The 24,804-nt window shown below is 75.5% G+C and carries 22 protein-coding genes; 11 read left to right on the top strand and 11 right to left on the bottom strand.

Annotation, left to right across the window (positions count from 1 at the left end; translation table 11 throughout):
* Positions 1 to 71: 71 nt before the first annotated feature.
* From P3H78_RS18110 to P3H78_RS18120, 3 genes are all read right to left on the bottom strand, one after another.
* Entirely contained in the window at positions 72 to 1,697 is a 1,626-nt protein-coding gene (locus P3H78_RS18110; RefSeq protein ID WP_276110046.1) for a transporter, read from the bottom strand.
* The gene (locus tag P3H78_RS18115) at positions 1,694 to 2,473 is read right to left on the bottom strand and encodes an ABC transporter ATP-binding protein (protein ID WP_438827988.1); all 780 of its coding nucleotides are present in this window, start codon (positions 2,471 to 2,473) and stop codon (positions 1,694 to 1,696) included. The genes P3H78_RS18110 and P3H78_RS18115 overlap by 4 nt, the downstream gene beginning before the upstream one ends.
* A 242-nt stretch (positions 2,474 to 2,715) precedes the next feature.
* Positions 2,716 to 3,381, bottom strand: coding sequence for a bifunctional DNA primase/polymerase (locus P3H78_RS18120; RefSeq protein WP_276110048.1), 666 nt, complete (start codon positions 3,379 to 3,381; stop codon positions 2,716 to 2,718).
* A 315-nt stretch (positions 3,382 to 3,696) separates the two neighbouring features.
* On the opposite strand from P3H78_RS18120, the gene P3H78_RS18125 reads away from it, so the two are divergent.
* Both P3H78_RS18125 and P3H78_RS18130 read left to right on the top strand, forming a co-directional pair.
* The gene (locus tag P3H78_RS18125; protein WP_276110049.1) at positions 3,697 to 5,082 is read left to right on the top strand and encodes an NsdA family TPR-like regulatory protein; all 1,386 of its coding nucleotides are present in this window, start codon (positions 3,697 to 3,699) and stop codon (positions 5,080 to 5,082) included.
* Positions 5,083 to 5,260: 178 nt separating this feature from the next.
* Entirely contained in the window at positions 5,261 to 6,991 is a 1,731-nt protein-coding gene (locus P3H78_RS18130; protein ID WP_276110050.1) for a hypothetical protein, read from the top strand.
* 132 nt (positions 6,992 to 7,123) lie between these two features.
* Here the strand turns inward: P3H78_RS18130 and P3H78_RS18135 are convergent, their stop codons facing one another.
* The gene (locus tag P3H78_RS18135) at positions 7,124 to 8,443 is read right to left on the bottom strand and encodes an ABC transporter substrate-binding protein (protein ID WP_276110051.1); all 1,320 of its coding nucleotides are present in this window, start codon (positions 8,441 to 8,443) and stop codon (positions 7,124 to 7,126) included.
* Between the two features lie 117 nt (positions 8,444 to 8,560).
* Here P3H78_RS18135 and P3H78_RS18140 point away from each other — a divergent pair, with 117 nt between their 5' ends.
* Together P3H78_RS18140 and purU are read left to right on the top strand one after the other, a co-directional pair.
* Positions 8,561 to 9,061: an SCO4402 family protein gene (locus tag P3H78_RS18140; RefSeq protein WP_276110052.1), complete on the top strand. Its 501-nt coding sequence runs from the start codon at positions 8,561 to 8,563 to the stop codon at positions 9,059 to 9,061.
* A 273-nt stretch (positions 9,062 to 9,334) separates the two neighbouring features.
* On the top strand, positions 9,335 to 10,216 hold the full coding sequence (gene purU / locus P3H78_RS18145) for a formyltetrahydrofolate deformylase (RefSeq protein ID WP_276110053.1): 882 nt from the start codon (positions 9,335 to 9,337) through the stop codon (positions 10,214 to 10,216).
* A gap of 48 nt (positions 10,217 to 10,264) precedes the next feature.
* Here the strand turns inward: purU and P3H78_RS18150 are convergent, their stop codons facing one another.
* Positions 10,265 to 11,797, bottom strand: a complete 1,533-nt coding sequence (locus tag P3H78_RS18150; RefSeq protein ID WP_276110054.1) for a zf-HC2 domain-containing protein — start codon at positions 11,795 to 11,797, stop codon at positions 10,265 to 10,267.
* The gene (locus tag P3H78_RS18155) at positions 11,794 to 12,375 is read right to left on the bottom strand and encodes a sigma-70 family RNA polymerase sigma factor (RefSeq protein WP_276110055.1); all 582 of its coding nucleotides are present in this window, start codon (positions 12,373 to 12,375) and stop codon (positions 11,794 to 11,796) included. The genes P3H78_RS18150 and P3H78_RS18155 overlap by 4 nt, the downstream gene beginning before the upstream one ends.
* A gap of 417 nt (positions 12,376 to 12,792) precedes the next feature.
* Between P3H78_RS18155 and P3H78_RS18160 the strand changes: the two genes are divergently transcribed.
* The 3 genes from P3H78_RS18160 (at position 12,793) to P3H78_RS18170 (ending at position 15,358) form a co-directional block, all read left to right on the top strand.
* The gene (locus P3H78_RS18160) at positions 12,793 to 13,161 is read left to right on the top strand and encodes an STAS domain-containing protein (RefSeq protein ID WP_276110056.1); all 369 of its coding nucleotides are present in this window, start codon (positions 12,793 to 12,795) and stop codon (positions 13,159 to 13,161) included.
* Positions 13,162 to 13,416: 255 nt separating this feature from the next.
* Positions 13,417 to 13,929 (top strand): EF-hand domain-containing protein, encoded by a 513-nt coding sequence (locus P3H78_RS18165; RefSeq protein ID WP_276110057.1) that lies wholly within the window; start codon positions 13,417 to 13,419, stop codon positions 13,927 to 13,929.
* A gap of 961 nt (positions 13,930 to 14,890) precedes the next feature.
* Complete coding sequence (locus P3H78_RS18170) at positions 14,891 to 15,358, top strand: ATP-binding protein (RefSeq protein ID WP_276110151.1); 468 nt, start codon at positions 14,891 to 14,893, stop codon at positions 15,356 to 15,358.
* Positions 15,359 to 15,881: 523 nt separating this feature from the next.
* Here P3H78_RS18170 and P3H78_RS18175 read toward each other — a convergent pair.
* Both P3H78_RS18175 and P3H78_RS18180 read right to left on the bottom strand, forming a co-directional pair.
* Complete coding sequence (locus P3H78_RS18175; protein ID WP_276110058.1) at positions 15,882 to 16,388, bottom strand: DUF3592 domain-containing protein; 507 nt, start codon at positions 16,386 to 16,388, stop codon at positions 15,882 to 15,884.
* A gap of 9 nt (positions 16,389 to 16,397) precedes the next feature.
* Entirely contained in the window at positions 16,398 to 17,465 is a 1,068-nt protein-coding gene (locus P3H78_RS18180; RefSeq protein WP_276110059.1) for a GlxA family transcriptional regulator, read from the bottom strand.
* An 89-nt stretch (positions 17,466 to 17,554) separates the two neighbouring features.
* Between P3H78_RS18180 and P3H78_RS18185 the strand changes: the two genes are divergently transcribed.
* Positions 17,555 to 18,862 carry an MFS transporter gene (locus tag P3H78_RS18185; RefSeq protein ID WP_276110060.1) on the top strand — a complete coding sequence of 436 codons (1,308 nt, stop codon included), beginning with the start codon at positions 17,555 to 17,557 and terminating at the stop codon, positions 18,860 to 18,862.
* A gap of 76 nt (positions 18,863 to 18,938) precedes the next feature.
* Here the strand turns inward: P3H78_RS18185 and P3H78_RS18190 are convergent, their stop codons facing one another.
* Positions 18,939 to 20,150, bottom strand: a complete 1,212-nt coding sequence (locus tag P3H78_RS18190) for a flavin-containing monooxygenase (RefSeq protein WP_276110061.1) — start codon at positions 20,148 to 20,150, stop codon at positions 18,939 to 18,941.
* A gap of 179 nt (positions 20,151 to 20,329) precedes the next feature.
* Here P3H78_RS18190 and P3H78_RS18195 point away from each other — a divergent pair, with 179 nt between their 5' ends.
* Together P3H78_RS18195 and P3H78_RS18200 are read left to right on the top strand one after the other, a co-directional pair.
* Positions 20,330 to 20,947 carry a GNAT family N-acetyltransferase gene (locus P3H78_RS18195; RefSeq protein WP_276110062.1) on the top strand — a complete coding sequence of 206 codons (618 nt, stop codon included), beginning with the start codon at positions 20,330 to 20,332 and terminating at the stop codon, positions 20,945 to 20,947.
* Positions 20,948 to 20,987: 40 nt separating this feature from the next.
* The gene (locus P3H78_RS18200; protein ID WP_276110063.1) at positions 20,988 to 21,872 is read left to right on the top strand and encodes a GNAT family N-acetyltransferase; all 885 of its coding nucleotides are present in this window, start codon (positions 20,988 to 20,990) and stop codon (positions 21,870 to 21,872) included.
* A 96-nt stretch (positions 21,873 to 21,968) separates the two neighbouring features.
* Here the strand turns inward: P3H78_RS18200 and P3H78_RS18205 are convergent, their stop codons facing one another.
* Both P3H78_RS18205 and P3H78_RS18210 read right to left on the bottom strand, forming a co-directional pair.
* On the bottom strand, positions 21,969 to 22,634 hold the full coding sequence (locus tag P3H78_RS18205) for a pyridoxine/pyridoxamine 5'-phosphate oxidase (protein WP_276110064.1): 666 nt from the start codon (positions 22,632 to 22,634) through the stop codon (positions 21,969 to 21,971).
* Positions 22,635 to 23,175: 541 nt separating this feature from the next.
* On the bottom strand, positions 23,176 to 23,811 hold the full coding sequence (locus P3H78_RS18210; RefSeq protein ID WP_276110152.1) for a TetR family transcriptional regulator: 636 nt from the start codon (positions 23,809 to 23,811) through the stop codon (positions 23,176 to 23,178).
* Positions 23,812 to 23,945: 134 nt separating this feature from the next.
* Between P3H78_RS18210 and kbpA the strand changes: the two genes are divergently transcribed.
* A complete protein-coding gene (gene kbpA / locus P3H78_RS18215) occupies positions 23,946 to 24,674 on the top strand; it encodes an AfsK-binding protein KbpA (RefSeq protein WP_276110065.1) in 729 nt (242 codons plus the stop codon).
* Positions 24,675 to 24,804: the final 130 nt, after the last annotated feature.

Here is a 24,804-nt window from a genome sequence, read left to right on the forward strand (position 1 = left end):
CGCGCCGGCACGGACGGACCGTGTGCGCCGGCCGGGACGGACCGCGGCCCGGTGCGCGAGGCGGGCGCGGCTCAGCTCCGGCTCACCGCCGTGAGGATCTCCGGGAGGCGGGCCGCCGTGCGGGGGGCGGAGAGGCGGAGGCCCGCCAGGGTCAGTACGGCCCCGTGGACCGCGCCGGCCGGGAGGAGGAGCCAGGTCCACCGGGGGCCGGAGGCGGAGACGTTCGCCCAGACGGCGAGGGCGATCACGGGGGAGCAGAGCAGCGCCGCCGCGATCAGGCCGCCGAAGAGGGAGATCCAGGCCAGGCCGATCTGGCCGGGGGCCACGTTCTTGTAGCCCTCCTGCGGGATCGAGTACGGGAAGCGCGCCGAGGTCCAGGCGCCGGCCGCCAGCATCGCCCCGAGCAGCGCGAAGGACAGGCCGAGCACCTCCGGCAGCTCCGGCCACCGGCCGAGCAGCCCCGTGGTCAGCACCGTCACGAGGACCGCGTAGGGCAGGGTGATCAGCAGCAGGGCCAGCGCCCGCCCGCGCAGCTCGACGTAGGCGTCCCGCGGGGAGGAGATCGTCAGCGCGACCATCCAGAACGCGGACGTGTCCTGCCCGAACTGGTTGTACATCTGGATGCCCAGCATCCCGGTGGCGAAGCAGGCGAAGTAGGGCGAGCCGGTGCCCTGCAGCGCGTTGAAGACCGGCACGATCAGGCCGATGGCGAGCGAGGTCGTCCAGGCCGCCTTCGTCTTGGGGTCCCGCCAGATGTAGCGCAGGCTGCGCTCCATGACGGTGCCGGTGCGGCCGGCCGGCAGCAGCCGCGCCGCCCCGGAGCGCCCGGCCCGCTCCCGCACGGCACCGCCGTCGTCCTGGAGCGTGGAGGCGTCGGGCGCGGTCATCAACCGGGTCAGGGTGCGCGACCAGGTCGCCAGCAGGGCCGCCACCGCGGCCGTGGACAGGGCCAGTTGGGCGGCCGCGACGCCCCACGCCCCCCGGCTCGCGGAGTCCACCGCGCCGATCGCCGACGCGGGCGGCACCCAGCGCAGCACACCTGCGACCGGGTCGAGCGTGCCCAGTCCCGCCGTGCCGAGCCGCTGCATGCCGAAGTTGACCAGCTGCGTGCCGACGGCGACGACGAGACCGCTGAGCACCGCCAGGTCGCGGCCCTTGCGGCTGGTCAGCAGGCGGATGTTGGCGGCGGCGACGGCGCGGGCCAGGGCCACGCAGACCAGCAGGGCGAGGACGACGGCGACGGCCGAGACGGCCGCCGCGGCCGCCCCGTGCGCCACCGCGACCGCGCAGCCCGCCAGCAGCAGCACCGTGAACAGCGGCCCGACGCCCACCAGGGAGGCCGCCAGCAGGGCCCGCACCAGGGGGCGCGGCCGCAGCGGGAGCATCACCAGGCGCGTCGGGTCGAGGGTCTCGTCGCCGCCGGGGAAGAACAGCGGCATCACGGCCCAGCCCACCGCCAGCACCGCCGCGCCCGGCACGACGGCGGAGGCGATGTGGGCGTGGCCGCGCAGCGCGATCAGACCGAGCAGCTGGAGCACGGCGAAGAGCAGCGCGACGACGGCCGACGTGACGAACGCGGCGCGCCGGCCGCCGGACCGGCGCAGGCCGTTGCCCAGCAGGGACAGCTTGAGGCGGACGACGACGGCGGTGAGGGAGGCGGCCCGGGCGTCCGGGGCGGCCCCGGCGGCGGCGCTCACCGGGCGCCGCCGCCGAGCCAGTCGAGGTCGGAGCCGGCGTCCCGCCCCTGCGCGCCGACGAGTTCGAGGAAGGCCTGCTGAAGGGTGGGCGCCTCGCCGCGCACCTCGGAGAGGGTGCCGTGCGCGCGGATGCGGCCGGCGGCCATGACGGCGACCCAGTCGCAGAGGGACTCCACCAGCTCCATCACGTGGGAGGAGAAGACGACGGTCGCGCCGGAGGCGGTGTACCGCTCCAGGACGCCCCGGATGGTCTGCGCGGACACCGGGTCGACGCCCTCGAAGGGCTCGTCCAGGAAGAGGACTTCGGGGTTGTGCAGCAGGGCGGCGGCGAGCCCGATCTTCTTGCGCATGCCGGTCGAGTAGTCGACGACGAGCTTGTGCTGGGCGCCGGCCAGGTCGAGCACGTCCAGGAGCTGCGTGGCCCGGCGGTCGACCTCGGGGGCGGGAAGGCCGCGCAACCGGCCCGAGTAGGTGAGCAGTTCGCGTCCGGACAGCCGCTCGAAGAGCCTGAGGCCCTCCGGCAGCACCCCGATGCGCGCCTTCACCGCCACCGGGTCCTGCCAGACGTCGTGGCCGACCACCTCGACGCTGCCCTGGTCGGGCCGCAGCAGCCCGGTGACCATGGACAGCGTGGTGGTCTTCCCCGCGCCGTTCGGGCCGACCAGCCCGATGAACTTCCCCGCGGGCAGCTCCAGATCGATCCCCGCCACGGCGATCTGCTGCCCGAAGCGCTTCCAGAGTCCCCGTACCCGTACGGCGCACGTACTCACCGACATCTCCCTCCGTCGGCGATCAACCCTACGGCGGGAGCCCCCGTCCGGTCAGGGGGCGAACCACGCCAAGGATCGACGAAGTACGCCACGGCCCCCCGGGCCGCGCCAGGACCGTCGGACCGCTCCGCGGACCACCGGCGCGGACGGGCCGGTCGGCGCGGGCGCCAGGCCCGGCCGCCCCCGGCGAGGTGGCGAAGTTCTCCGAGCACGGCAACCACGCCCTTCCCCGCCCGGGCGGAGCGGCCCTACCGGTCCCGCCCGCAGGCGTACGCCAGCGGCGAGATCAGCTCCTCGGCGTCCGGCAGCCACCGGTTCGCCGGGGTCGGCCGGCACGCCCACTGCACGGCGCCCCGCTGCCCGTAGCGCGTGGGGGGCGCGGCCAGCCAGCCGCCCTCGCCGAGCACGGCCAGGTCGAGCGAGGAGGGCGACCAGCCCAGCGCGCGGACCAGGCCCGGCACCTTCGCCGCGGCGCCGGGGAGGACGAGGAAGAGCATCCGCCGGTCCGGCGTGACCGTCACCGGGCCGAGCGAGAGCTCCATGCGTTCCATCCGCGCCAGCGCCAGGAAGCCCGCGCTCTCGGGGACCTCCAAGGCGTCGAAGGTGAAGCCGGTGGGCAGCAGGATCGACGCGGTCGGGTGCTGCTGCCACATCCGGCGCGCGACGGTCGCACTGCCCGTGGCCTGCGCCGTCCAGTCCCCGCGCGCCGGGTGCGCGCCGGGCACGGCGCACGCGGGTGCGCCGCAGGAGCAGCGCTGCACCCCGTCCACCGCCTCCAGCCAGGTGCCGGGGAGCACGTCCCAGTGGCGCTCCTCGACATAGCGGACGGCGGTCTCCGCCAGCGACTCGCCACGCTGCTGGGGGATCTGGCCGGCGAGGGGCGCGGCTCCGGTGCCCGGGATCGTCTCTTCCACGCCCCTCTCAACTCCCGTGCCCACCTGGAGTTACGGCCGCACCGCGCGCGGGGGAGAGCACCGCTCCCGGGTCCGGGGCGCACGGGAGCACAGGCGGGGGCGCGCAGGAGGATCGACGGCGGGTGGTGGGTAGTTCCGTGGGGGGTGGCAACCGCCGTTACCCCGGCAATCCTCGCAAGTCTCGCATTTTCGGGGCCGCGGCTGGGCATCGATCTTCGTGGCCGGATCTCCTCGCCGGGACGCGCGGGATCGGGCCGGGGAAGACACGTCAACTCGGTGCGCGGGCAGGCACCGCAGCCACAGGGGGTTCACGCCATGGCCGCAAGGCCTCTCGTCGCGCGGCAGCCGAACGAACGGCTGCAGGCGCTCATCCAGGAAGCCGGCTGCTCGAACGCCGGGCTGGCCCGCCGGGTCAACATGTGCGGTGCCGAGCACGGACTCGACCTGCGCTACGACAAGACGTCCGTGGCCCGCTGGCTGCGCGGGCAGCAGCCGCGCGGGCGGGCCCCCGCGGTCATCGCCGAGGCGCTCGGCCGCAAGCTGGGCCGCACGGTCACCATCGACGAGATCGGCATGGCCAACGGCAAGAACCTCGCCTCGGGCGTGGGCCTGCAGTTCTCGCCGACCGTGCTGGGCGCGATCGAGCAGGTCTGCGAGCTGTGGCGCTCCGACGTGGGCCGCCGGGACTTCCTGTCCGGCTCGTCCGTCGCCGCGTCCGCGCTGGTGGAGCCCAGCCGGGACTGGCTGATCTCCGCGCCGGACGGGCAGGTCGCCCGGTCGGGCGGGCCCCGGGTGGGCCAGTCCGACGTGGCCGCCGTCACCGCCATGACCCAGGCCCTGGTGGACCTGGACCACACCTACGGCAGCGGGCACGTGCGCCCGGTCGTCGTGCACTACCTCAACAGCGTGGTCTCCGGGCTGCTGGCCGGGTCCTACCGGGAGGCGGTAGGCCGCGACCTGTTCGCCGCGGTGGCCCGACTGACCGAGCTGGCCGGGTACATGGCCGTCGACACCGGCCAACCCGGCCTGGCGCAGCGCTACTACATCCAGGCGCTGCGGCTCGCACAGGCGGGCGGCGACCGCGGCTACGGCGGATACGTCCTCGCCGCCTCGATGAGCCACCTGGCCGCGCAGCTCGGGAACCCGCGGGAGATCGCACAGTTGGCGCGGGCGGCGCAGGAGGGCGCGCGGGGCCGGGTGACGCCGCGTGCGGAGGCGATGTTCCACGCCGCCGAGGCGCGCGGGCACGCCCTGCTGGGCGACGCGCGGGCGGCGCAGGTCGCGGCCGGCCGGGCGGCGGGCGCGCTGGAGGGCGCCGAACCCGGATCGGGAGACGACCCGGTGTGGATCGCCCACTTCGACGAGGCCTACCTCGCCGACGAGTTGGCCCACTGCCACCGCGACCTGGGGCAGGCCGAGGCGGCGGCGCGGTGCGCCGAGCAGTCGCTGGCCGGGCATCCCGCGTCCCGGGCGCGGCGCCGGGCGATCGGCTATGTGCTCCTCGCCACGGCGCAGGTGCAGCAGCGCGAGGTCGAACAGGCCTGCGCGACCGGGACGAAGGCGTTGGAGCTGCTGGAGACGCTGCGCTCCAACCGGGGCGCCGAGTACCTGGAGGACCTCCAGCAGCGGCTGGATCCGTACCGGGACGAGCCGGTGGTCAGGGAGTTCGGCGCCCGCCTGGGGGTGCAGGCGGCTGCGTGACGGCGCGTGGGACGGCGGCCGTTCGCGTCCGCGGAGGCGAATACAGCGCCTGGCGGGCAGGTTTTGTTACAGCGGTCACAGGGGAGGAGGCGCGGCCCCCCGCTGCGTGGCACCGGGCTCCGGGTACCCGGTAGCGTGACCCGACGATTCCGAAGGTCCCCCATTCGTAGGAGTCCCGGTGACGCAGAGCGGACAGGGCGAGGAGCCCTCGGCGCGGCCCGCGCACGAAGGCATCGTGCTGCCCTCGGACGGTGGCGAGCCGCTGCTGCCGGGCATGACCGGCTCACCGGCCGGCCGCCCGTCCGTCCCGCCGGCGACCGGCCAGGCCTCGGCCCCGGCCGGCGGCCAGGCGTGGGGGCAGCCGTGGGGGCCCGGCCACCAGCAGGGCCCGCCGCAGCCGTCCGACCAGGTCTGGCAGGAGCCCCCGGCGGCCCCCGGGTGGGGCGCGGCCGGGCAGCAGCCCGCCGTGCAGGAGCCGTACCCGCAGGCGCCGTCCCCGGCGTGGGGCGGACCGGACGCCTCCCAGGGCGGACCGGCGGCCGGCTCGCCCTACGGCGGTGCCCTGCCCCCCGAGGGCTCCTCGGGCCAGGGCGCCCAGCACCCCGCCGCCCCGCCGTCGTACGGCGGCCCGGCGGCCCCGCAGCCCCCCGCGGCAGGCGGCCGGCACCTTCCCTACGCGTCCGGCGGCCCGAGCCTTCCGCCCGCCGGCCCCGGTCTCCCGGCCGACGAGGGAGCCACCCGGTACATACCCCCGGTTCCCGGCGCCCCCGCGGGCGAGGGAGCCACCCGGTACATACCCCCGGTTCCCGGCGCCTCCGCGGGCGAGGGAGCCACGCAGTTCCTTCCGCCCGCCCCGGCCGACGGCGGCGCCACGCAGTTCCTTCCGCCGATGGGCCAGGGGGCACTGCCTCCCGAGGCGCCCGGCGACCAGGACACCCGCTTCCTCGGCCGGCTGCCGCAGGACGGTGCCGGCCCGCTGCCCCCCGCCGCGCCCGGCGGCCCGGCCGACGCCGAGGCCACCCAGTACATCGCCCCCGTGGGGGCCGGTGCGCCGTACGACGCACCGGGCGACGACGCCGGGCGCCGGACGCCCGCCGAGTTCGACAACCTCTTCCGCAGCGACGCCGCCGCGGGCCCGGCCCCGGCGACCCAGCAGATGCCCCGTGTCCAGGACCCTCAGGGCGGCCGCCCGTACGGCCGCCCCGGGTACGCCCCGCCCGGCCAGGACGACGGCTTCCACGGCGGCGGCCGGGGCGGCGACGGCGGCCGCGGCCGGGGCTCCGGCTCCCGGGTGCCGGTGATCGCCGCCGTCGGCGTGGGCATCGTCGTCATCGGTATCGGCGCCGGCGTCCTGCTGCGCGGCGGCGGGGGCGGCGACACCCCGAGCGGCGGCGGCCAGAACGTCTCCGCCACCGCGCCGGCCGACACCGGCTCCGCCCCGGCGGGCGCCGACCCGGCGCGCGCGCAGGCCGTCGCGCTGGACAAGCTGCTCTCGGACAGCGGCAGCAGCCGGGCCGCCGTGATCAAGTCCGTCGCCGCCGTCAAGACGTGCACCAACCTCGCCCAGGCGTCCTCCGACCTGCGCGGCGCGGCCGAGCAGCGCACCGGTCTGGTGACCCGGCTGGGCCAGTTGCAGGTCGACAAGCTGCCCCAGCACGACCAGCTCACGGCCGCCCTGAACGGCGCGTGGAGGGCGTCCGCGTCGGCGGACCGGCACTACGCGGCCTGGGCGGGCCAGGTCGGTGGCAAGAAGGGCTGCCGGAAGGGCCACGCCCGCACCACCGGCGAGACCCAGGCCGGAAACCGGGAGAGCGGCGTCGCCAGCGCCCAGAAGGTCAAGGCCGCCCAGCTGTGGAACGCGATCGCCCGGACCTACGGGCTCACCCAGCGCCAGCCGACCCAGTTGTGAACCGGGCGCCGGCGTGGGTGAGCCGGAGGTGAAGCGGGCGCCGGCCGGACCGGCCGGCGCCCGGGTCCCGGCCGTGCGGCGCGTACGCCCGTGCCGGTCGCGGCTCCCGCCCGGTTCCGGCCCCGGCGGCGGTCAGGACACGTCCGCCCGCTCCAGGGTTCCGCGTACATCGACGAAGCCCCGGGTGGCCGCCACCAGCCGGCCCTCGCGGACCTGCTGGAGGGTCACGTCGTAGTTGACCATCCGGGCGAAGCCGACCGAGGCCAGCAGGTCCCGCAGCCGCCAGTTCAGCGTCGGCGTCAGGCCGCCGGTGCCGACCGGCAGCCCGGCGTCCAGCGTCCGGTGCACGGAGTCCGCCGTCACCTCCCCGCCGCCGATCTTCTCGAGCACGGCGCGGAGCACGGTGTAGGCGATCCACGTGGTCTGCACACCGGGGTCCGCGGGGTCGATGCGGTTGTCGCCGAAGGCCTCCTGGTTGATGACCTTCTTCATCGGGTCCCAGCGCGGGTCGCTCGCCACCGGGTACCAGCCGGTGACGTACGACCCCTCGTACGGCCCCGAGGCCCCGCCCCCCGCGTCGATCACCGTCTGGTCGACGCTGCCCACCACGGCGGCGGTCCGCACCGAGGGGAAGCTCTCGCGGTCCCGGCGGAAGGAGTCCATGAAGATGTCGGTGCGCTCGCCGAGAGCGGGGATCACGCAGCCCGGGTGCCCGGGACCGGCGGTCGCCCGGCGCAGTGCCAGTCCGGACTGGCCGGAGTACTCGGTGGCGTCCTCGGGGGCCCGCTGGTCGTGTGCCGCGGGGTGCCCGCCGGCCCGCAGCCCGGCGTCGAGCATCCCGGGCAGCTCGTCGCCCGCGATGGTGTCGGGCCGGACCAGCGCGACGGGGCCGCAGCCCGGGGCCAGCTCCTTGCCGAGGCCGGCCAGCAGGGCGGGCTGGCCGCCGTTGACGGGGTAGGACAGGGCCCGGGTGAACTCGGCGGTCGTGACGCCGTAGCCGCCTATGTAGGGGATGCCCGCGCCCTCCAGCGGGGGGAAGAAGGAGTCGCTGTCCTGGCTGTAGGAGCCGACGACGGCGACCACGTTCTCCTTGACGGCGCGCAGGGCGCACTTCGCCGCGGTCACGCTGTCGTTGCCCTCGTTGCAGGTCAGCACCTTGAGCCGGCGGCCGGCGATGCCGCCGTGGGCGTTGACCCAGCGGGCGTAGGCCCGGGCCATGGCGGGCATGCCGGGCTTGTTGGTCGCGCCGGTGTTCTCCGGGGCCCAGGTCATCACGGTGACGGCGTCGTCCCCCGAGGCCCCCGTGGCGCCGGGGACGACGCCGCAGGCTGCGGCGAGCGACGCGCAGGCCGCCGCGGCGCCCGCGGACAGCAGGGCCCTTCTGCGGACGCGCCGGGAGAGGCGGGGGAGGCCGAGGAGGAGCGTCTTGCGGGTGCGTCGCCTGCCGGTCATGCATACGCACGATTCCGTCACACCGCTAACCCGGGAGTGACCCATGGTCAACGAGGAGTGACCTCACGGTGAATTGCAGGGGCCGGTGAGGGCGCCCGGGCGGAGAACGTACGATCGGTGACCGTGCAAGGTTCGGAGAACTCTTCCCGTCGCGGCCGTCGCTCCTCCACCATGGGCGGCATGCCACTGAACGACATGCCGTGGTGGCGCTGGCGCAGCAACGTGCGCTCCGCGCTGCACATGCTCTCCGATCCGGTGTTCCAGCGGGACGTCTGGCTGGCAGGCGTGGAAGGGTACGGCGACGTCACCGACGCCGTGTACCGCCTGGTCGAGGACACCTGGCTGGACAACTGGTCCGCCGAGAAGTACATAGGCACGATCTTCCGCGACTCGCAGGAGGCGGCACTGGTCGACACGGCCGTGCTGCGGGTGCTGCGCCTGATGCACCAGGTCGGGCCGGACGCCCCGGTGTCCGCGTACCTCGACCACGCCGGCTGGCCCGAGGCGGTGCGCGCGGCCCGCGACGCGCACGTCCGGATGGCCGTCGGCGACGGCGAGGACCCGGACGCCGCGCCGCGCAGTCTCGAGGTGCTGAGGATCGTCACCCGGGCCGCCTAGTGCTGTGGCCGGAAAGGTGTGCCGGGATGCTCGCGGCGTCCGGTGCTGGGGGCACCTCCCACGCCGTTCAGGCTGTGGGGGAGCATCGCAAGGCGGAGCGTCGCCCGCGTACTGGATGTACTCGAGTGAGGCGACAACGCGGCGAGGTGCCGTGCCGGGCGTCGCGAGCCGGTGAACCTTTCCGGTCACAGCACTAGGGCCTGTCGTCGGCGGCGCGGTCCGCTCCCCGGACGCCGCACCGCCGCCCGGGACGGTCGTGAGACCCTGTGCTGCATGAGCGAGCAGTCCACCCGAGCCGCGGCCGAGGCCGATCAGTACGTTCTCACCATCGCGTGCCCCGACAAGCAGGGCATCGTGCACGCCGTGTCCAGCTACCTGTTCATGACCGGGTGCAACATCGAGGACAGCCAGCAGTTCGGCGACCACGACACGGGACTGTTCTTCATGCGCGTCCACTTCTCGGCCGAGGCGCCGGTGACCGTGGACAAGCTGCGCGCCAGCTTCGCGGCGATCGGCGACTCCTTCCACATGGAGTGGCAGATCCACCGGGCCGACGAGCGGATGCGCATCGTCCTGATGGTCAGCAAGTTCGGCCACTGCCTGAACGACCTGCTCTTCCGCGCCCGGATCGGGGCGCTCCCGGTGGAGATCGCGGCGGTGGTGTCCAACCACACCGACTTCGCCGAACTGGTCGCCTCCTACGGCATCCCCTTCCGTCACATCCCGGTGACGAGGGACACCAAGCCGGAGGCCGAGGCGCGGCTGCTGGAGCTCGTCCGCGAGGAGCAGGTCGAACTGGTCGTCCTGGCCCGCTACATGCAGGTGCTCTCGGACGACCTGTGCAAGCAGCTCAGCGGCCGGATCATCAACATCCACCACTCCTTCCTGCCGAGCTTCAAGGGCGCCAAGCCGTACCACCAGGCGCACGCCCGGGGCGTGAAGCTGATCGGCGCGACCGCGCACTACGTGACGGCCGACCTCGACGAGGGGCCGATCATCGAGCAGGAGGTCGAGCGGGTGGGCCACGACGTCACGCCGGACCAGCTGGTCGCCGTCGGCCGGGACGTCGAGTGCCAGGCGCTGGCCCGGGCCGTGAAGTGGCACGCCGAGCGCCGGATCCTGCTGAACGGGCGGCGCACGGTCGTCTTCGCCTGACACCCGCGGGCCTCGCTCGGTACGCCTCCGCCCTGCCGGGCGGGGCGGCTACATGCGGCTCAGCGAGGCCGCCGCGTGCAGCACGTCCCGGATCGCGTCGCGGTCGCCCACCTGGCCGGCCGCGGCCTCCTGCGGAGTGACGTGCCCGGCCGCCAGGCGGCAGAACTCCACGCCGTCCAGGGCGACATGGGCCACCTCGTGGTCCGCGGAGCCGATCGCGCCGGGCGAGTCCAGCGGGATCAGCCACTCGCCGCCGCCGAGCCCCTCGATCTCCAGCCGCAGGCTGCGTCCCGGCGTGCCCGCGGCGACCAGGTGCCGGGCGGGGGCCGGACCCGAGAGGCCGACCTGACGCCGGGCGGCCAGCGCCACGGGCAGCATCCGCGCCGCGAGGTCGATCATCTCGTGCAGATGCCGCGGGGCCGGCGGCTCGTAGGGGTAGTCCACCGCCTCGGCGATGTCCTCCGCGTGCACCCAGCACTCGAAGGCCCGGTCGAGCATCGCGTCGCGCAGCGGCAGCACGAAGTCGCCGTACGACACCCCGAGCCCGCCGGAGGTGCCGCCGGTGAAGCCGACCGTCCGCACCAGGGCGTGCGTCTGGTCCCGCCAGGGCGCCCGGATCGTGCGGGACGGCGGGAGGCGGGAGGCCCGCCAGTACGCCTCGGTGCGCCGCGCGGGGCTCGGCTCGTCCGGGTCCGTCAGGTCGGCCAGCGGATCGTCGAGGCCGAGCGCGACCCCCACCAGCCCGTCGACGCTCAGCAGGTGCGCGATGACCCCGGCGACGGTGGTGCGGCGGCTGGTCTCCTCGTCGCGCTCGAACCAGCGCAGCCGCACGGGCGCGTCCCACTCGTCGTCGCCGATGTCCTGGAGCAGCGCGTCGAGGCGCGCGGTCTCGGCGTCGTACGGCGTCGCCCACGGGGGCACCGGGATGCGCGGCGGCCGCCGGTCCAGGCAGCCCTGAAGGACGCGGGTGCGCAGGCCCGGGTCCAGGTCGAGGCTCTCGGGCGGATGGAGCAGGCCGACCGCGGCGCGCAGCCGGAGCGCCTCGTCCGCGCAGCCGCCGCAGTCGCCGAGGTGCTCCTCGACGGCGGCGGTCTCCTCCGGCGAGCAGGCCGCGAGGGCCCAGGCGCCGAGGAGCGATTTCAGGACGTGGTGGTCCAGCACCAGGGGCGCGGGCGGCGGCGCGGGGCGGGTGCCCGGCAGGGGCTGCCCGCCGTCCTCGACGGAGGCCCGGGGCAGCGGAATCCGCGGGGCCCCGTCGGCCCCGGGCCCACCACCGTCCGTGCCTGCGACCCCACCGGGCCCGGCCGCGCCACCGGCCCCCGCACCGCCGGGACCGCCCGGACCGTCGGCCCCTGCGGCACCAGCACCGGGGCCGCCGGCGCCGTCCGCAGCGCCCGGCCCGCAGGCGTCCCGGGATGCGTCGGTGCCGCCGTCGCCGGGGTCGCCCCCGGCGCGCGGGCCGTGTGCGGCGCCCGGACCGTCGCTCGCGTCCGGCCCCTCCGTGCCCTCGGGGCCGGGGCCGGGCTCGGCGTCCGGGGCCGGGGACGTGGGGCGGTCGTCGTGCGGGTCCGCGCCGGTCATGCCGCACCCCCGCATCCGGGTGGTGCGCCGGGGGTTCCGGCGTCGTGGGCGGTGGAGAGCAGCTGGAGGCCGAGGCGGAGCCGGCGGCGGGCCTCGTCCTCCGTGACACCGAGGTCGGCGGCGGTCTGGCGGTAGTCGCGGCGCTGGAAGTAGGCCAGCTCCAGGGCGGCCCGCAGCGGGGCGGGCATGGAGTGGGCGATGTAGTCGGCGCGCGCCGCGACCGAGGCGCGGCGCACCCTGACCTCCAGTTCCTCGGCGGAGCCCTCGCCGCCGCGGGCCAGGGCGGCGGTCTCCGTGGTGCGCAGCCGCTGCACGGCGAGCCGGGCGGTCAGCGCGGCGACCCAGGAGCGCAGGGGCCCCTGCCGGGGGTCGTAGGCGTCGGGGTGTTCCCAGACGTGGGCGAAGACGTCGCGGGTGATGCCGTCGGCCGCCCGTTCGTCTCCGAGTACGCGGTGGGCGAGACCGTGCACGAGCGAGGCGAACCGGTCGTAGAGCTCGCCGAGGGCGGCCGCCTCGCCGCGTGCGAGCCGCTGCTGCATCTTGCGGTCCCAGCGGGGCGGTGCGTCCTTCGTCGTCATGCGGCCCCCTCCACGCCCGATCGTGCCGCGGCTGCGGTCCGGTTCCGGCGTCCAGCCTGCGCCTCTCGTCCCCCCGAATGTAGTCGGCACGTACGAGGGTGCACGCCCCTTTGTGGCAATGTGCGCCCCCCGGCGTCCCGCAGGTGGTAGGGAGGACGTCAGGCAGCGCGTCCGCGTCGTGCGGCCCATGGTGTCCGTCCGCCTACCCCTGCACGTTCCGACCAAGCTCGGCCATGACTGTCCATACCCGATCGAACACGATCGAGGGTGACTGAAACAAGACCTTGAGTGATCGCAGTCGGTTTGTTGCAAGGTGTTTGGGGGAACTGCCGCTGGGCAGCCGCGCGGAAAGAAGCGTAGGAACTGCTTCCGTTTCCGGGCGGTTCCGGTGTATATCCGGCGAGCGGAGGGCGGGCCGTGGCGATCAAGGTGACCGGCGACGAACAGGGCGACTGGAGCGTGCTCCGGGTCTCGGGCGAACTGGACCTGGTGACCTCGCCGGTGCTGCGCCAGCAGGTGCACGAGGTGGTGGCGGAAGGGCGCCACGACCTCGTCCTCGATCTGTCGGAGGTCCTCTTCTGCGACTCCAGCGGCGTCGGCGTGCTCATCGCCGCCCGCCGGCTGATCCGGTCCTGCCAGGGCCGGCTGCGGCTGATCCTCCCGGCCCGCGGGGCCGTCGACGGCTCCCACGTCAACCGGGTGCTCGGCGCCCTCGGCGTGCGCCGTCTGTTCGACGTGTACCCCGACGTCGCCGCCGCGGTGGACGAGGAACCGCTGTCCGCGTGAGTTCCGCGGGGCCCGTGCCCCGTCCCCGTGACGGGCCCGGCGCCGTGCACCCGCCCCGCCCACCCGGTGCGGCCCCCGTCCCGCCCGCCGGGCCGCCCCGTCCCCCGCGCGCCCCGGGACCGCGCGTGTTCCACGGAGTTGTCCCGGAATTCCCCCGGTCTTGGCACAACCGCCGTTTTCCCGTCCCTGGGACCGCCCCGGCGTCGTACGCTCCCTGCCAGACGCATCCCCACACGTGAGGCGGCCGGAGAAGAGATGGTCAGCAGCGAGTACGAGCGCAGGATCGCGGCCCGGTTCGCCACCTTCGACCAGGACGGCAACGGCTGGATCGACCGGGAGGACTTCAGCGTGGCGGCCAAGGCGCTGCTCGCCGAGTTCGCCACCCCGGCCCGGTCCGACAAGGGCCAGGCGCTGTACGCGGGCGCCGAGGCCTTCTGGCAGGGCATGGCCGGCATGGCGGACCGCGACGGCGACCAGCGCATCACCCGCGCGGAGTTCGTCGGCGGCGCGGTGAAGCGGCTGCGCGACAACCCCGGACGGTTCGCCGAGATCGCCCGGCCCTTCCTGCACGCGGCCCTCGCCGTCGCGGACGACGACGGCGACGGGGCCGCCACGGTCGCGGACACCGTGCGGGTGCTCACGGTCCTCGGGGTGCCCGAGGAGGGCGCGCGGGTCATCGCCGCCTCGCTGGACGCCGACGGCGACGGCCGGGTGGGCGAGCAGGAGGTCGTGCCCGCCTTCGCCCGCTACTTCACCGTCCCCGAATAGCCGAGGCGCGGACGGCACGTGCACGGCGCCCGCACAGGGGGGCGCCGTGCGGCCGCACGGGACGCGGGCGATGCCCGGGCGGCGCTGGTGTTCGAGCGGGCGGCCGGGCAACACGCCCGGGTGCGCGAGCAGTTCGGACGGCCGGTCGCGGTCCCGCGGACGGTGCGTCCCCCGGGGTGCCGCCCCCGTCGTCCGGGGCCGGTTCCGTCCGTACGCACGTTCGCCCGGCGTCCGGTCGGCCGGTCCCGATCGCGCCGAGCCGCCCCGGCCCGCCGCCCGGCGTCCCGGCGGGGCGCGTCGCCCCGGCCGCCGTACGACGGGAGCGGGCCCACCTGCGAAAGCAAGGCGGGCGGGAGTGGCGGCCACTGGCCCGGGAGTACGGCCCACCGCACGCGCGCGGTGACGGAGCGTGAGGGGTGCGGCCGCGGAAGCCGTCCGGCCGGGGCGGCCCGCACGGCTCCTGGCTGCGGTGCTCCGGGGCTCGACGGCATCGATGTCACGGAACGTGGCGTTCCGGAATGACCGAGCGTCGATACCGGGTTGTGTCCCCGGTGTGACCCGTCACGTCCTGGAGTCGCCGTCCGGCTCGGGTACCTTGTCTCGAATGCGAGTGGTTCCGAGCACGAGCCGTCCCGGCGCCGCCCCCGAGGCGGCTCCGGAACCGGCGGTGCGCGCCGCCGTTCGCCTGGCCGGGCGGGTCGTGCCCGCCGTGCGTTCGACTCCCCGCGACGAGCGTCGCACAGTATGCCGCACGGGTACTCCTTCGCGCGGGAATATGCCCGAAGCGCTTGTAGCGGTGACGGTACGTCAACCATGCTTTCTCGCACGGAAGTCACGTTCCGTGACCCTTGCTCTGGCCGTTGTTCTGGCCATGCAGAAAATGGCTGTGATCGTGGCCCTCGCGCGACGCGGGGCCATGGGTCCGCCGGTTCGGATGGTGTGAGCGGTGCAGGTGCTTCAAGTGCAGCTGGAGATCCGGCCCGACCCCGCGGAAGTGGGGCGAGCTCGCAGGTGGGCCCGATCGAGGCTCGCCGGCTCGGGAATAGGGGCCGACGAGCCGCTCGCCGAGACGCTGATCCTGCTCGTCTCGGAGCTGGTCACCAACGCCGTGGTGCACACCGGCTGCCCGGCCGTGCTGCGGCTGTCGCTCCCCGGGATGCCGGAGGAGGCGGCCGTGGTCCGCCTGGAGGTGGCCGACTCCAGCACCCGGGCCCCGGTGCCCCGCTGCGCGGACGGCGACGCCACCGGCGGCCGCGGCCTCGCCCTCGTCGACGGGCTCGCCGACCGCTGGGGCTGGAGCAGCGAGGGCGCGGGCAAGCGCATCTGGTGCGAGCTGGACCGATGCCCGCCGCCCGGTGAGTCGGCGGTCCCGGACGCCTACGGCAGCGAGGCGACGGCGTACGGCGGTCTGGCGTACGAGGCGGTCTGAGGCGCCCTGCGGCCGGCCCTCCGCCGCCGTGGAGGTGGGATCCGGCCGCCGAAGTCCCCTGGGCGGACCCGTGGGTGGCATGCGTGGTGCACGAACACCCGTGACAGCGCCGCTTTTCGGCCGGTGTGAACGGCGTGCGCCGGGTGGTGCTTCCGTGCGCGCCCGCGGCGAAAACGGCGTAACGGGCAAATCGCCGCACCGGTGTTGACGACACGTGCCGACCTGATCACGCTTGGGGGGCAGCGATTCGCCGCGAGGGGACGGCGAGGGCCCGGGTGACGGTGGCCCTCGGCGAGTGCGGGTCGCGGATCGGCGTCGACCGGTCCCGTCGGGGCCGAGGGGGGCTGGGATCGGTGCGCCGGAGCCGGATGGCGGCGCGGGGTGCCGTGCTCGGGCGGGCAGAGCGCGCCGCCAGCCGGATTCTCACGGGAGCGGGAGCGGGAGCGGGGGGACCGCCCTTCTCTCTCCACAGGCTGTGGACAACGTCCTCCCGGCGCGCCCCGGTCCTCCGGGTGCGGCCGTCCTAGCGTCCCCCGGACCCGTTCTCCGAGAGGAGCGCGACCGCGCCCGCCCCGGCCAGCACCAGGCCGACCGCGAAGGCGAACCAGCGGTGCCCGGCCAGGTCCAGGGGGCCCCAGTCGAGGGCACCGGCCGCCTGGGCCTCCTCCGGCGCGGCGGGGTCGTAGACGACGGTGGTGCGGACCCGGCCGTCGGCGTCGGCCGGTCCCGCCGGGACGTAGAGCGAGGTGGCCAGGCGGGGTTCGACGGCCGTCACCGGGATGCCCCGGCCGTCGCGGAAGTCGAGCCACACGCTCGTCGTGGAGCACTCGGTGAAGCGGCCGCCGGAGCAGTGGCGGACGATCTCGGCGTCGCCCGGCACCCGGCGCCCGTGCGCGCGCAGCGCGGAGATCCGGCCCTCCGCCCGCACCACGTGGACGACGTTGGCGGTCAGCACCACCGCGCCGATCAGCGCCGTCACCGCGGCGGCCAGGACGCGGCCCCATCTCCTCGTACGCGTGTTCTTCTGCACCGGCCCACGCTATCCGGCGGTGGTCACCCCGTACGCAGGCCGTCCGGCGCCCGCGGCCGCGGTCCGGAAGGTGCGGCGGTACGCCGTCGGGGTCACCCCGAGCGCCGCCTGGAGGTGCTGCCGCATCGACTGGGCGGTGCCGAACCCGGCGTCGCGGGCCACCCGGTCGACGGACAGGCCGGTGGACTCCAGCAGGTGCCGGGCCCGCTCCACCCGCTGCTGGGTGATCCACTGACCGGGGCTCAGCCCGGCCTCCTCGCGGAAGCGCCGGGTGAACGTCCGTAACGACATGGCCTCCTGCGCGGCCATGTCCCGCAGCTGGATCGGCTCGTGCAGCCGGCCCAGCGCCCAGGCCCGTGCCGCGGTCGTGGTCGCCTGCTGCGGGTCGGGGACGGGCCGGTCGATGTACTGGGCCTGCCCGCCGTCGCGGTGGGGCGGTACGACGGTGCGCCGGGCCACGTCGTTGGCGACCGCGGTGCCGTGGTCGCGGCGCACCATGTGCAGGCACAGGTCGATCCCGGCGGCCACGCCCGCCGAGGTCAGCACGTCCCCGTCGTCGATGAACAGCACGTCGGCGTCCACCTCGACCTGCGGGAACATCCGCTGGAAGCGGTCGGCGTCGGCCCAGTGCGTGGTCGCGGGCCGCCCGTCGAGCAGCCCGGCGGCGGCCAGCACGTAGACGCCGGTGCAGATCGAGGCGAGGCGGGTGCCGGGCCGGATCCGGGCGAGGGCGGCGGCGAGTTCGCCGGTCAGCACGCCCTCCTCGAAGACCGGGCCGAGTTCGTAGGAGGCCGGCACGATCACGGTGTCGGCGGTGGCCAGCGCCTCCGGTCCGTGCGCGACGTGGAGCGAGAAGTCGGCGTCCGTCTCGACCGGGCCCGGGGCCCGGACCGAGCAGGTGACCACCTCGTACAGCAGCCGTCCCGCCGCGTCCCGGGGCCGCCCGAAGATCCGGTGCGGAATGCCCAGCTCGAAGGGGAGCAGCCCGTCCAGCGCGAGCACCACCACGCGGTGGGGCCGGAACCCCGCGCCGGTGCCCGTGTCCGTGTCCGTGCCCGTGTTCTTGTCCGTGGCCATGGCCCGATCGTAGCGAACACTGTCCTTCGGGCCACTCGCTCGTGCGGTCCGGACGCCCGAAGCTCGATGGTGTGAGCCAGACAGATGACGTGACCCAGACAACGGAAGCCGCGGTCCTCGACGAGACCCCCGCCGGACGGAAGCCGGCCCGGATCCACCGGGCCTGGTTCGTCGCCGCCGTCACCTTCGTGACGATCACCGGTGCCGCCGCCTTCCGCTCCCTGCCGGGCCTGCTCATCGACCCCCTGCACCAGGAGTTCGGCTGGTCGCGCGGCACCATCGGCGGCGCCGTCTCGGTCAACCTGGCGCTGTACGGGCTCACCGCCCCCTTCGCCGCCGCGCTGATGGACCGCTTCGGCATCCGCCGGGTCGTCGCCGCGGCCCTCGCGGTCATCGCCGCGGGCTCCGGAGCCACCGTGTGGATGACGGCGGCCTGGCAGCTCCTGCTCTGCTGGGGCCTGCTGGTGGGCCTGGGCACCGGCGCGATGGCGCTGGCGTTCGCGGCCACGGTCACCGAACGCTGGTTCACCGCCCGCCGCGGCCTGGTCAGCGGCATCCTCACCGCCGCCTCCGCGTCCGGACAGCTGATCTTCCTGCCGGTGCTGTCCTGGATCGTCCAGGACCACGGCTGGCGCCCGGCCGCGGTGACCGTCGCGCTGGCCGCCCTCGTGGTGATCCCCTTCGTCTGGCTGCTGCTGCGCGACCACCCGGCGGACACGGGCCTGAAGCCGTACGGGGCGAGTGTGTTCGTGCCGCGGCCCGCGCCCGCGGCCGGTGCCGCCCGGCGCACGGTCGCCGCGCTGGCCTCCGCGGTCCGCACCGGCCCGTTCTGGCTGCTGGCAGGGACGTTCGCGATCTGCGGCGCCTCCACCAACGGGCTGATCCAGACCCACTTCGTGCCGGCCGCCCACGACCACGGCATGCCCGTCACGACCGCCGCCTCGCTGCTCGCCGTGATCGGCCTGTTCGACGTGGCCGGCACCATCGCCTCCGGCTGGTTCACCGACCGATTCGAGCCGCGCAGGCTGCTCGCCGTGTACTACGCGCTGCGCGGGATCTCGCTGCTGTTCCTGCCGATGCTGCTGGCACCCGGCGTGCACCCGCCGATGGTCTTCTTCATCGTCTTCTACGGCCTGGACTGGGTGGCCACCGTCCCGCCGACCCTGGCCCTGTGCCGGGAGCAGTACGGCGAGAACAGCGCCATCGTCTTCGGCTGGGTGCTGGCCTCGCACCAGGTCGGCGCGGCGGCGGTCGCCTACGCGGGCGGCGTGGCCCGGGACGTCCTCGGCTCCTACGACCCGGTCTGGTACGCCTCCGGAGCACTGTGCGCGGTGGCGGCGCTGATGGCGCTGGTGATCCGGCGCCGGGCGGGGACACTGCCGGCGGCCGCCCTCTGACGCCGGCGGGCGTCGCCGTCGCCCCGCGCCCGGCGCGGGGCGGTTCCGGGCCCCGCTCCCGTCCGCGGCCCCGCGGTCAGTCCGGCAGGCGGGACACCCGCAGTCCGTCGCGGCGGACGGCCTGCCTCGCCACCGCGCGGGCGATCCGCTCCGCGTCGGCCGCCATCTCGCGGAACATGCCGCTGATGGGGTTGGTGAAGCCGGTGAAGAACAGGCCGGGCGCGTGCTGCGGGGCGCGGCCGCCGTGGACGGCGGGCCGGCCGCGCCCGTCCAGCACGTCGAGGTGGCCGACCAGGCCCTCCAGCGCCCGCAGGTAGCCGGTCGCCGCGACGACGGCGTCCGGCGCGATCCGGCCGCCGTCGGCGAGGACGACCTTGTCCTCCTCGAAGCCCTCGACCGCGGCCACGATCTCGACCCGCCCGCCGCGCACCGCGTCGACGAGGCCGACGTCCTGGACCGGGATCGCGCCCTCGGTGACCCGGGAGTACAGACCGGTGTCCGGGCGGGGGAGGCCGTGGGCGGACAGGTCCGGCACGCTCAGCCGCGCCATCGGCCGGGCCAGCCGGTCGACCAGCCGGACGGGCAGGCGACGCACCAGGATGCCGGTGTACTGCGCGGCCCAGCCGGCCGTCGACCTGCGCACCAGGTGCGGGGCGGTGCGCACCGCGAGCCGCACCCGCGAGGCCCCGCCCTCCACCAGGTCCACGGCGATCTCGGCGCCGGTGTTGCCGACGCCGACGACGAGCACGTCGCGGCCCGCGTAGGGGGCGGCGTTCCGGTAGGCGGAGGCGTGCAGGAACTCGCCCGTGTACGCCGCGCGGCCCGGCCAGTCGGGCACGCGGGGCGTGTGGTTGTGGCCGGTGGCGACCACGACCGCGGCGCCGGTCAGCTCCCGGCCGCCGGTGGCGTGCAGCAGCCAGCCGCCGTCGGGGGCGCGCTCGATGCGGGAGACCTCGACGCCGGTCACGATCTCCAGTGCGTGGTGCTCGGCGTACTTCTCCAGGTAGCGCACCACGTCGTCGCGGGACACCCACCGGCCGAACCGGCGCGGCATGGACAGTCCCGGCAGCGCCGACAGACGGCGGGTGGTGTGCAGGTGCAGCCGGTCGTAGTGGCGCCGCCAGGACGCGCCGACCCGGTCGGACCGCTCCAGCACGACGGCGCGTATCCCCCGGGCCCGCAGCGCGTGGGCGGCGGCGAGCCCGCCCGGACCGCCGCCGACGACGTAGACGGGACGGTCCGCCGGGTGGGCGGCGCCGGGGTGCGGTGACGTGGTGGAGTCGGCCATGTCCGTGAGCGTAATCACGCAACCGGTTGATGGGTCTCGGTCAAGACCACAATTGGTTGCGGATTGATCACGGGTGTGGGGATGGTGCGGGGGAGTGCGCGGGACGGTGCGCAGGGAGCCCGTACGGGACGTTCCGGACCGGGGAACACGGCCCGGGCGCCCGGTGCTTGAATGACGGGATGACCCGCGACCTCCCCGACCCCGGCGACCTGTCCTCCGTACGGCTGTCGGGCGGCGGCCTGTGGCTGCGCCCCTGGGACCCGGCGTCCGACGCCGACGTCGACGCCTTCCTGCGCGGTGTCACCGACCGCGAGTTCGCCCGCTGGAACACCCCCCTGACGCCCATCACGGACCGCGCCACCGCCCGCGAGGCGCTGCGCACCCGCGGGGAGCAGGCCGCCGCGGGGACCGCCGTGCCCTTCCTGATAGCCGAGGCGGAGGACGGCCCCGCGGTCGGGCACCTCGGCGTGAACGAGATCCGGCGCGTCTTCGGCCGCGCGATCGTCGGCTACTGGGTGCTGCCCGAGGCGCGCGGCCGGGGCGTGGCGACCCGCGCCCTGGACCTCGCCGCCCGCTGGAGCTTCGACGCCCTCGGCCTGCACCGCCTCGAACTGGGCCACGCCGTCGGCCACGCGGCCTCCTGCACCATCGCCGAGCGCTGCGGCTTCCGCTACGAGGGGACGCTGCGCGGGGAGATGTTCGAGGAGGGGCGGCGCGACGCCTTCCGGGACGCCCACCTGCACGCCCGCCTCGCGGCCGACCCGGTGCCCGGGGCGGGGACGCCTGCCGGGGCGTAATACGGGGGCGCGGCACGGCCGTCGGGGCCGATCATGGGCCATGGCCTTCGACGACTGGTACCTGACGGACGACCTCACGGACTACCTGGCCCGCGCGGGCGGCTTCCTGCGCTCCCGGCCGGACCGGCACACCGTGCACCTCACCGTGACGGAGAACCTGCGCACCCGCGGCGGACGGCTCTACGGCGGCGCCGCGCCCGAGTTCGGGGTGCTGGAGGAGGACGGTGCCGTGCGGGCGGCCTTCTTCCGCACCCCGCCGCATCCCCTCGTGGTCACCTCGCTGACCGAGGGGCAGGCCGACGGCCTGGCCCGCCGGCTGGCCGCGGCCGGGCGCACGCCGGGCGGCGTCAACGCCGACCGGGACACCGCCGCCGCCCTCGCCGCGGCCTGGCAGCGGCACACCGGCACCCCGTCCTCGCTGCACGAGCGGCTGCGCCTGTACCGGCTGGGGGAGCTGACGGCGCCGCAGCCGGTGCCGCCGGGACGGGCCAGGGCGGCCGGAGCCGCGGACCGCGCACTGATGGCGCGCTGGTACGCGGAGTTCTGCGCCGAGGTCGGCGAACCGGCCGGCCGCGATCCGGGGGAGTGGGCCGACGACCGGGTGGAGCGCGGCGACCTGCTGTTCTGGGAGACCCCCGACGGCACCCCCGTCTCCATGGCCGGCACGTCCCCCCGGGTCGCCGGGCAGATCCGCGTCGTCGCCGTGTACACCCCGGCGGAGCTGCGCGGCCGCGGCTACGCGGGCGCCGTCACCACCGAGGCCAGCCGGGCCGCGCGGTCCTCCGGGGCGGACGAGGTGCTCCTCTTCACCGACCTCGCCAACCCGACCAGCAACGCCCTGTACCAGCGCATCGGCTACCGCCCGGTGTCCGACTTCGCCGTCCACCTCTTCACCGATCGGCGGGACCGGTCCGTCCCGGGGTGAGCCGGCGCCTCCGGACGGGCGTGTCCGGTCGGCGCCCCGGGGCGGGACCGGCCCGGGCGGTGGCTCCGGGCGGAGCGGCCCGGGCGCGGTTCCGCTTCAGGGCCAGAGCAGGGTGCGGTCCCAGCCGGTCCCGGTGCGCCGGTAGTGCAGCCGGACGTGGCGGCGCCGGGCGTCGCCCTGGAAGAACTCGACCTCCTCGGCCCTCAGCCGGTACAGCGTCCAGGACGGCACCTCGGCGTCCGGCTCCCGCCGGGCCCGCTCCCAGGCATCCTCGGACGCCCGGTGCAGTGCGCCGAGCGAGCCGAGCACCTCGCTCTGCCGGCCGGTGAGGGCGGCGGCCAGCGCCCCGGTGGAGCGGGCGTGCAGGTCCGCGTGCGCCTCCTCGGCGGGGGCGGCCGACACCGGCCCGCGCACCCGGACCTGGCGCCCCAGGACCGGCCAGTAGAAGGCGAGTGCCGCGTGCGGGAGCGCGGCCAGCTGGCGGCCCTTGTGGCTGTGGGCGTGCGTCCCGAAGGTCCAGCCGGACGCGTCGGCGCCGTGCAGCATCACGATCCGGACGTCCGGGAGGCCCTCCTCGTCGGCCGTCGCCAGCGCCATCGTGTGCGGCTCCCGCTCGCCCGCCGCCGCGGCCCGCGCGATCCACTCCGTGAACAGCGGCAGGGGATCGGCGGGCGCGGACGCGGGGTCGAACGCCGGCAGCTCGGTGACCTCCGGGTCCCAGACCCGCAGGGACCTCAGCAGCTCGTGAAGATCGGTCTCCATGCCCCGAGTATGGCTCCGCCCCCGCAGGGGCCCCGGACACGGGACGCCGCCGCCGGGGGCCGCTCCCTCGCGCGCTGGAGGGGGCACCCGTCCGCGCGCACCGGCCCCCGAGCCCCCGTCCGCGGCGGGCCCGGCGCGGGCACCCTCACCCGTTCGGTGCCGTCGGCCCCGTTCTTCCTGCTGCAGGCCGCGCTGGAGGCGTTCCGTGGGTCCGCCGTGCACGCGCTGCTGGTGGTCGGGGACCTGGAGGACGAGACGTTCCAGGGGCGCCCGCCCGGAGCAGGTCCGGCTGCTCGCCGTGGGCCCGCAGACCTCGGTCCCGGCCGTCGCCCTCCACGTGCTGCACCGCACCTTGCCTTGGGCGCAGGCTGCGGGACGAGGACGGCTCGAACGACCGCTGAGCGCGGTGGCCGTTGCGAAGTCCCCACCGGCCTCGCCCACTCCGCGGGCCGCCCGGGGCCGCCGCACCGCCGCCACAGCGCAACAGGCGGCCGCCCACCGGGGTGGACCACCGCCTGCCTGACAGGACGTGCGACCGGTTCTACTTCGTCGGCTTCCGGCCGGTGATGCCCAGATGGACCAACAGGGCCAGGTTCGGGCGCAGTTCGGCCTGCTTCACGCCCCAGGAGGTGAAACCCTTCTGGTGCGAGGCGACCGCGGAGAGCATCGTGACCAGTGAACCGGCGACCGCGGCCGGATTCACGTCCTTGTCCACCCGCCCCTTGGACTGGAGTTCGGCAACAGCGTCCGCCAGGGGGCCGTTCACCGCGTTGAGGACCTTCATCCTGAGTTTGTAGAAGCGCTTGTCGCCCTCGGCGGCCCCGAGGTCGACCACGCGCAGAATCGCGTCGTTGCGGCGCCAGAACTCCAGGAACCCGTCGACGAATTCCTGCGCGGTCAGCCAGCCCGCCTTGCCGGCCCATGAGCGGCCCGCCAGCAGTTCGGCCAACCCGGCGCCCTCGGAGGCCACTTGGTCGGCGATCTCGAGGACGGCACCCTCGACGTCCGGAAAGTACTGGTAGAAGGTCGCGGGCGATGTCCCGGCCTTCCGGGCGACATCGATGACTTTGACGTCGCGGTACGGGGAGGAGCTGAGCATCTCGCTGAGGCAGTCGAGCAGCTTCTGCCGGGTCGCCTGCCCACGCCGACCGGCCACGCGGCCGTCGACGGTACGCACTTGTCCTGTCATGTCGTCAGCTTACCGAGGGGTGATGGGAGCGCGATTTGGCCGACTGCAAATGGGGTGCACGGGCAGTCGGAGGCTGCTGTGCCTGGTCTGCGGCCTGCGCGCACCGCGGTTACGTTGGCGACATGGCCGAAAACAGCCCGTCCGCGTACACCGAGGGCCTGCCCTGCTGGGCGGACGCGCAGCTCGCCGACGTCGAGGCCGGCAAGTGGTTCTACGGTGCGCTCTTCGGGTGGACCTTCGACGAGCAGCCCGTCGTCCCCGGGGGCCCGGCGGTGGCCCGGCTGGGCGGCGAGCCGGTCGCCGCGCTCGCCCGCAAGGCGGACGGGCGGATGCCCACGGTCTGGACGGTGTACCTGGCCACGCCGGACGCCGCGGACCTGGCCCGGCGCATCCGGGCGGCCGGCGGCACGGTCATCACGGAGCCCGTCCCGGTCGCCGGGGGCATCGCCGCCCTGGCCGCCGACCCGGAGGGCGCGGTCTTCGGGCTGTGGCAGCCGGCGGGGCACCCGGGCTTCGGCAGGCGCCACGAGCCGGGCGCCTTCGCCTGGGCCCAGCTCTACACCCGGGACGCGGCCGCCGCCGACGCCTTCTACGGCGGCCTCTTCCACGACACCCTCCTCGGCCCCGGCGCCCGGCCGGACCTGGGGCGCGCCCTCGTCACCGACGCCTTCGCGCCCGAGATGCCCCCGCACTTCGTGGTCCACTTCCTGGTCGAGGACTGCGCCGCCGCCCTCGGCACGGTGACCCGGCTCGGCGGGCGGGTCCGTGTGCCACCCTTCGAGACGTCCTACGGCATCGCGGCGGTCGTCGCCGACAATCAGGGGGCGTCCTTCGCCCTGCTCCAGCGGTGAGGGTCGCCCTCCGTGACGGGACGCGGGGGATTTGCGGCATGACATCCTGATTAGTCGCCGGGTTCGCAACCAGTGCCCGGGCCAGGAAGAATCGGGGTGCGTGCCGCCACGGCGGTGCGGTGGTGAGACG

Origin of the sequence: Streptomyces tropicalis (assembly GCF_029269835.1) — a bacterium.
Lineage (GTDB): Bacteria > Actinomycetota > Actinomycetes > Streptomycetales > Streptomycetaceae > Streptomyces > Streptomyces tropicalis.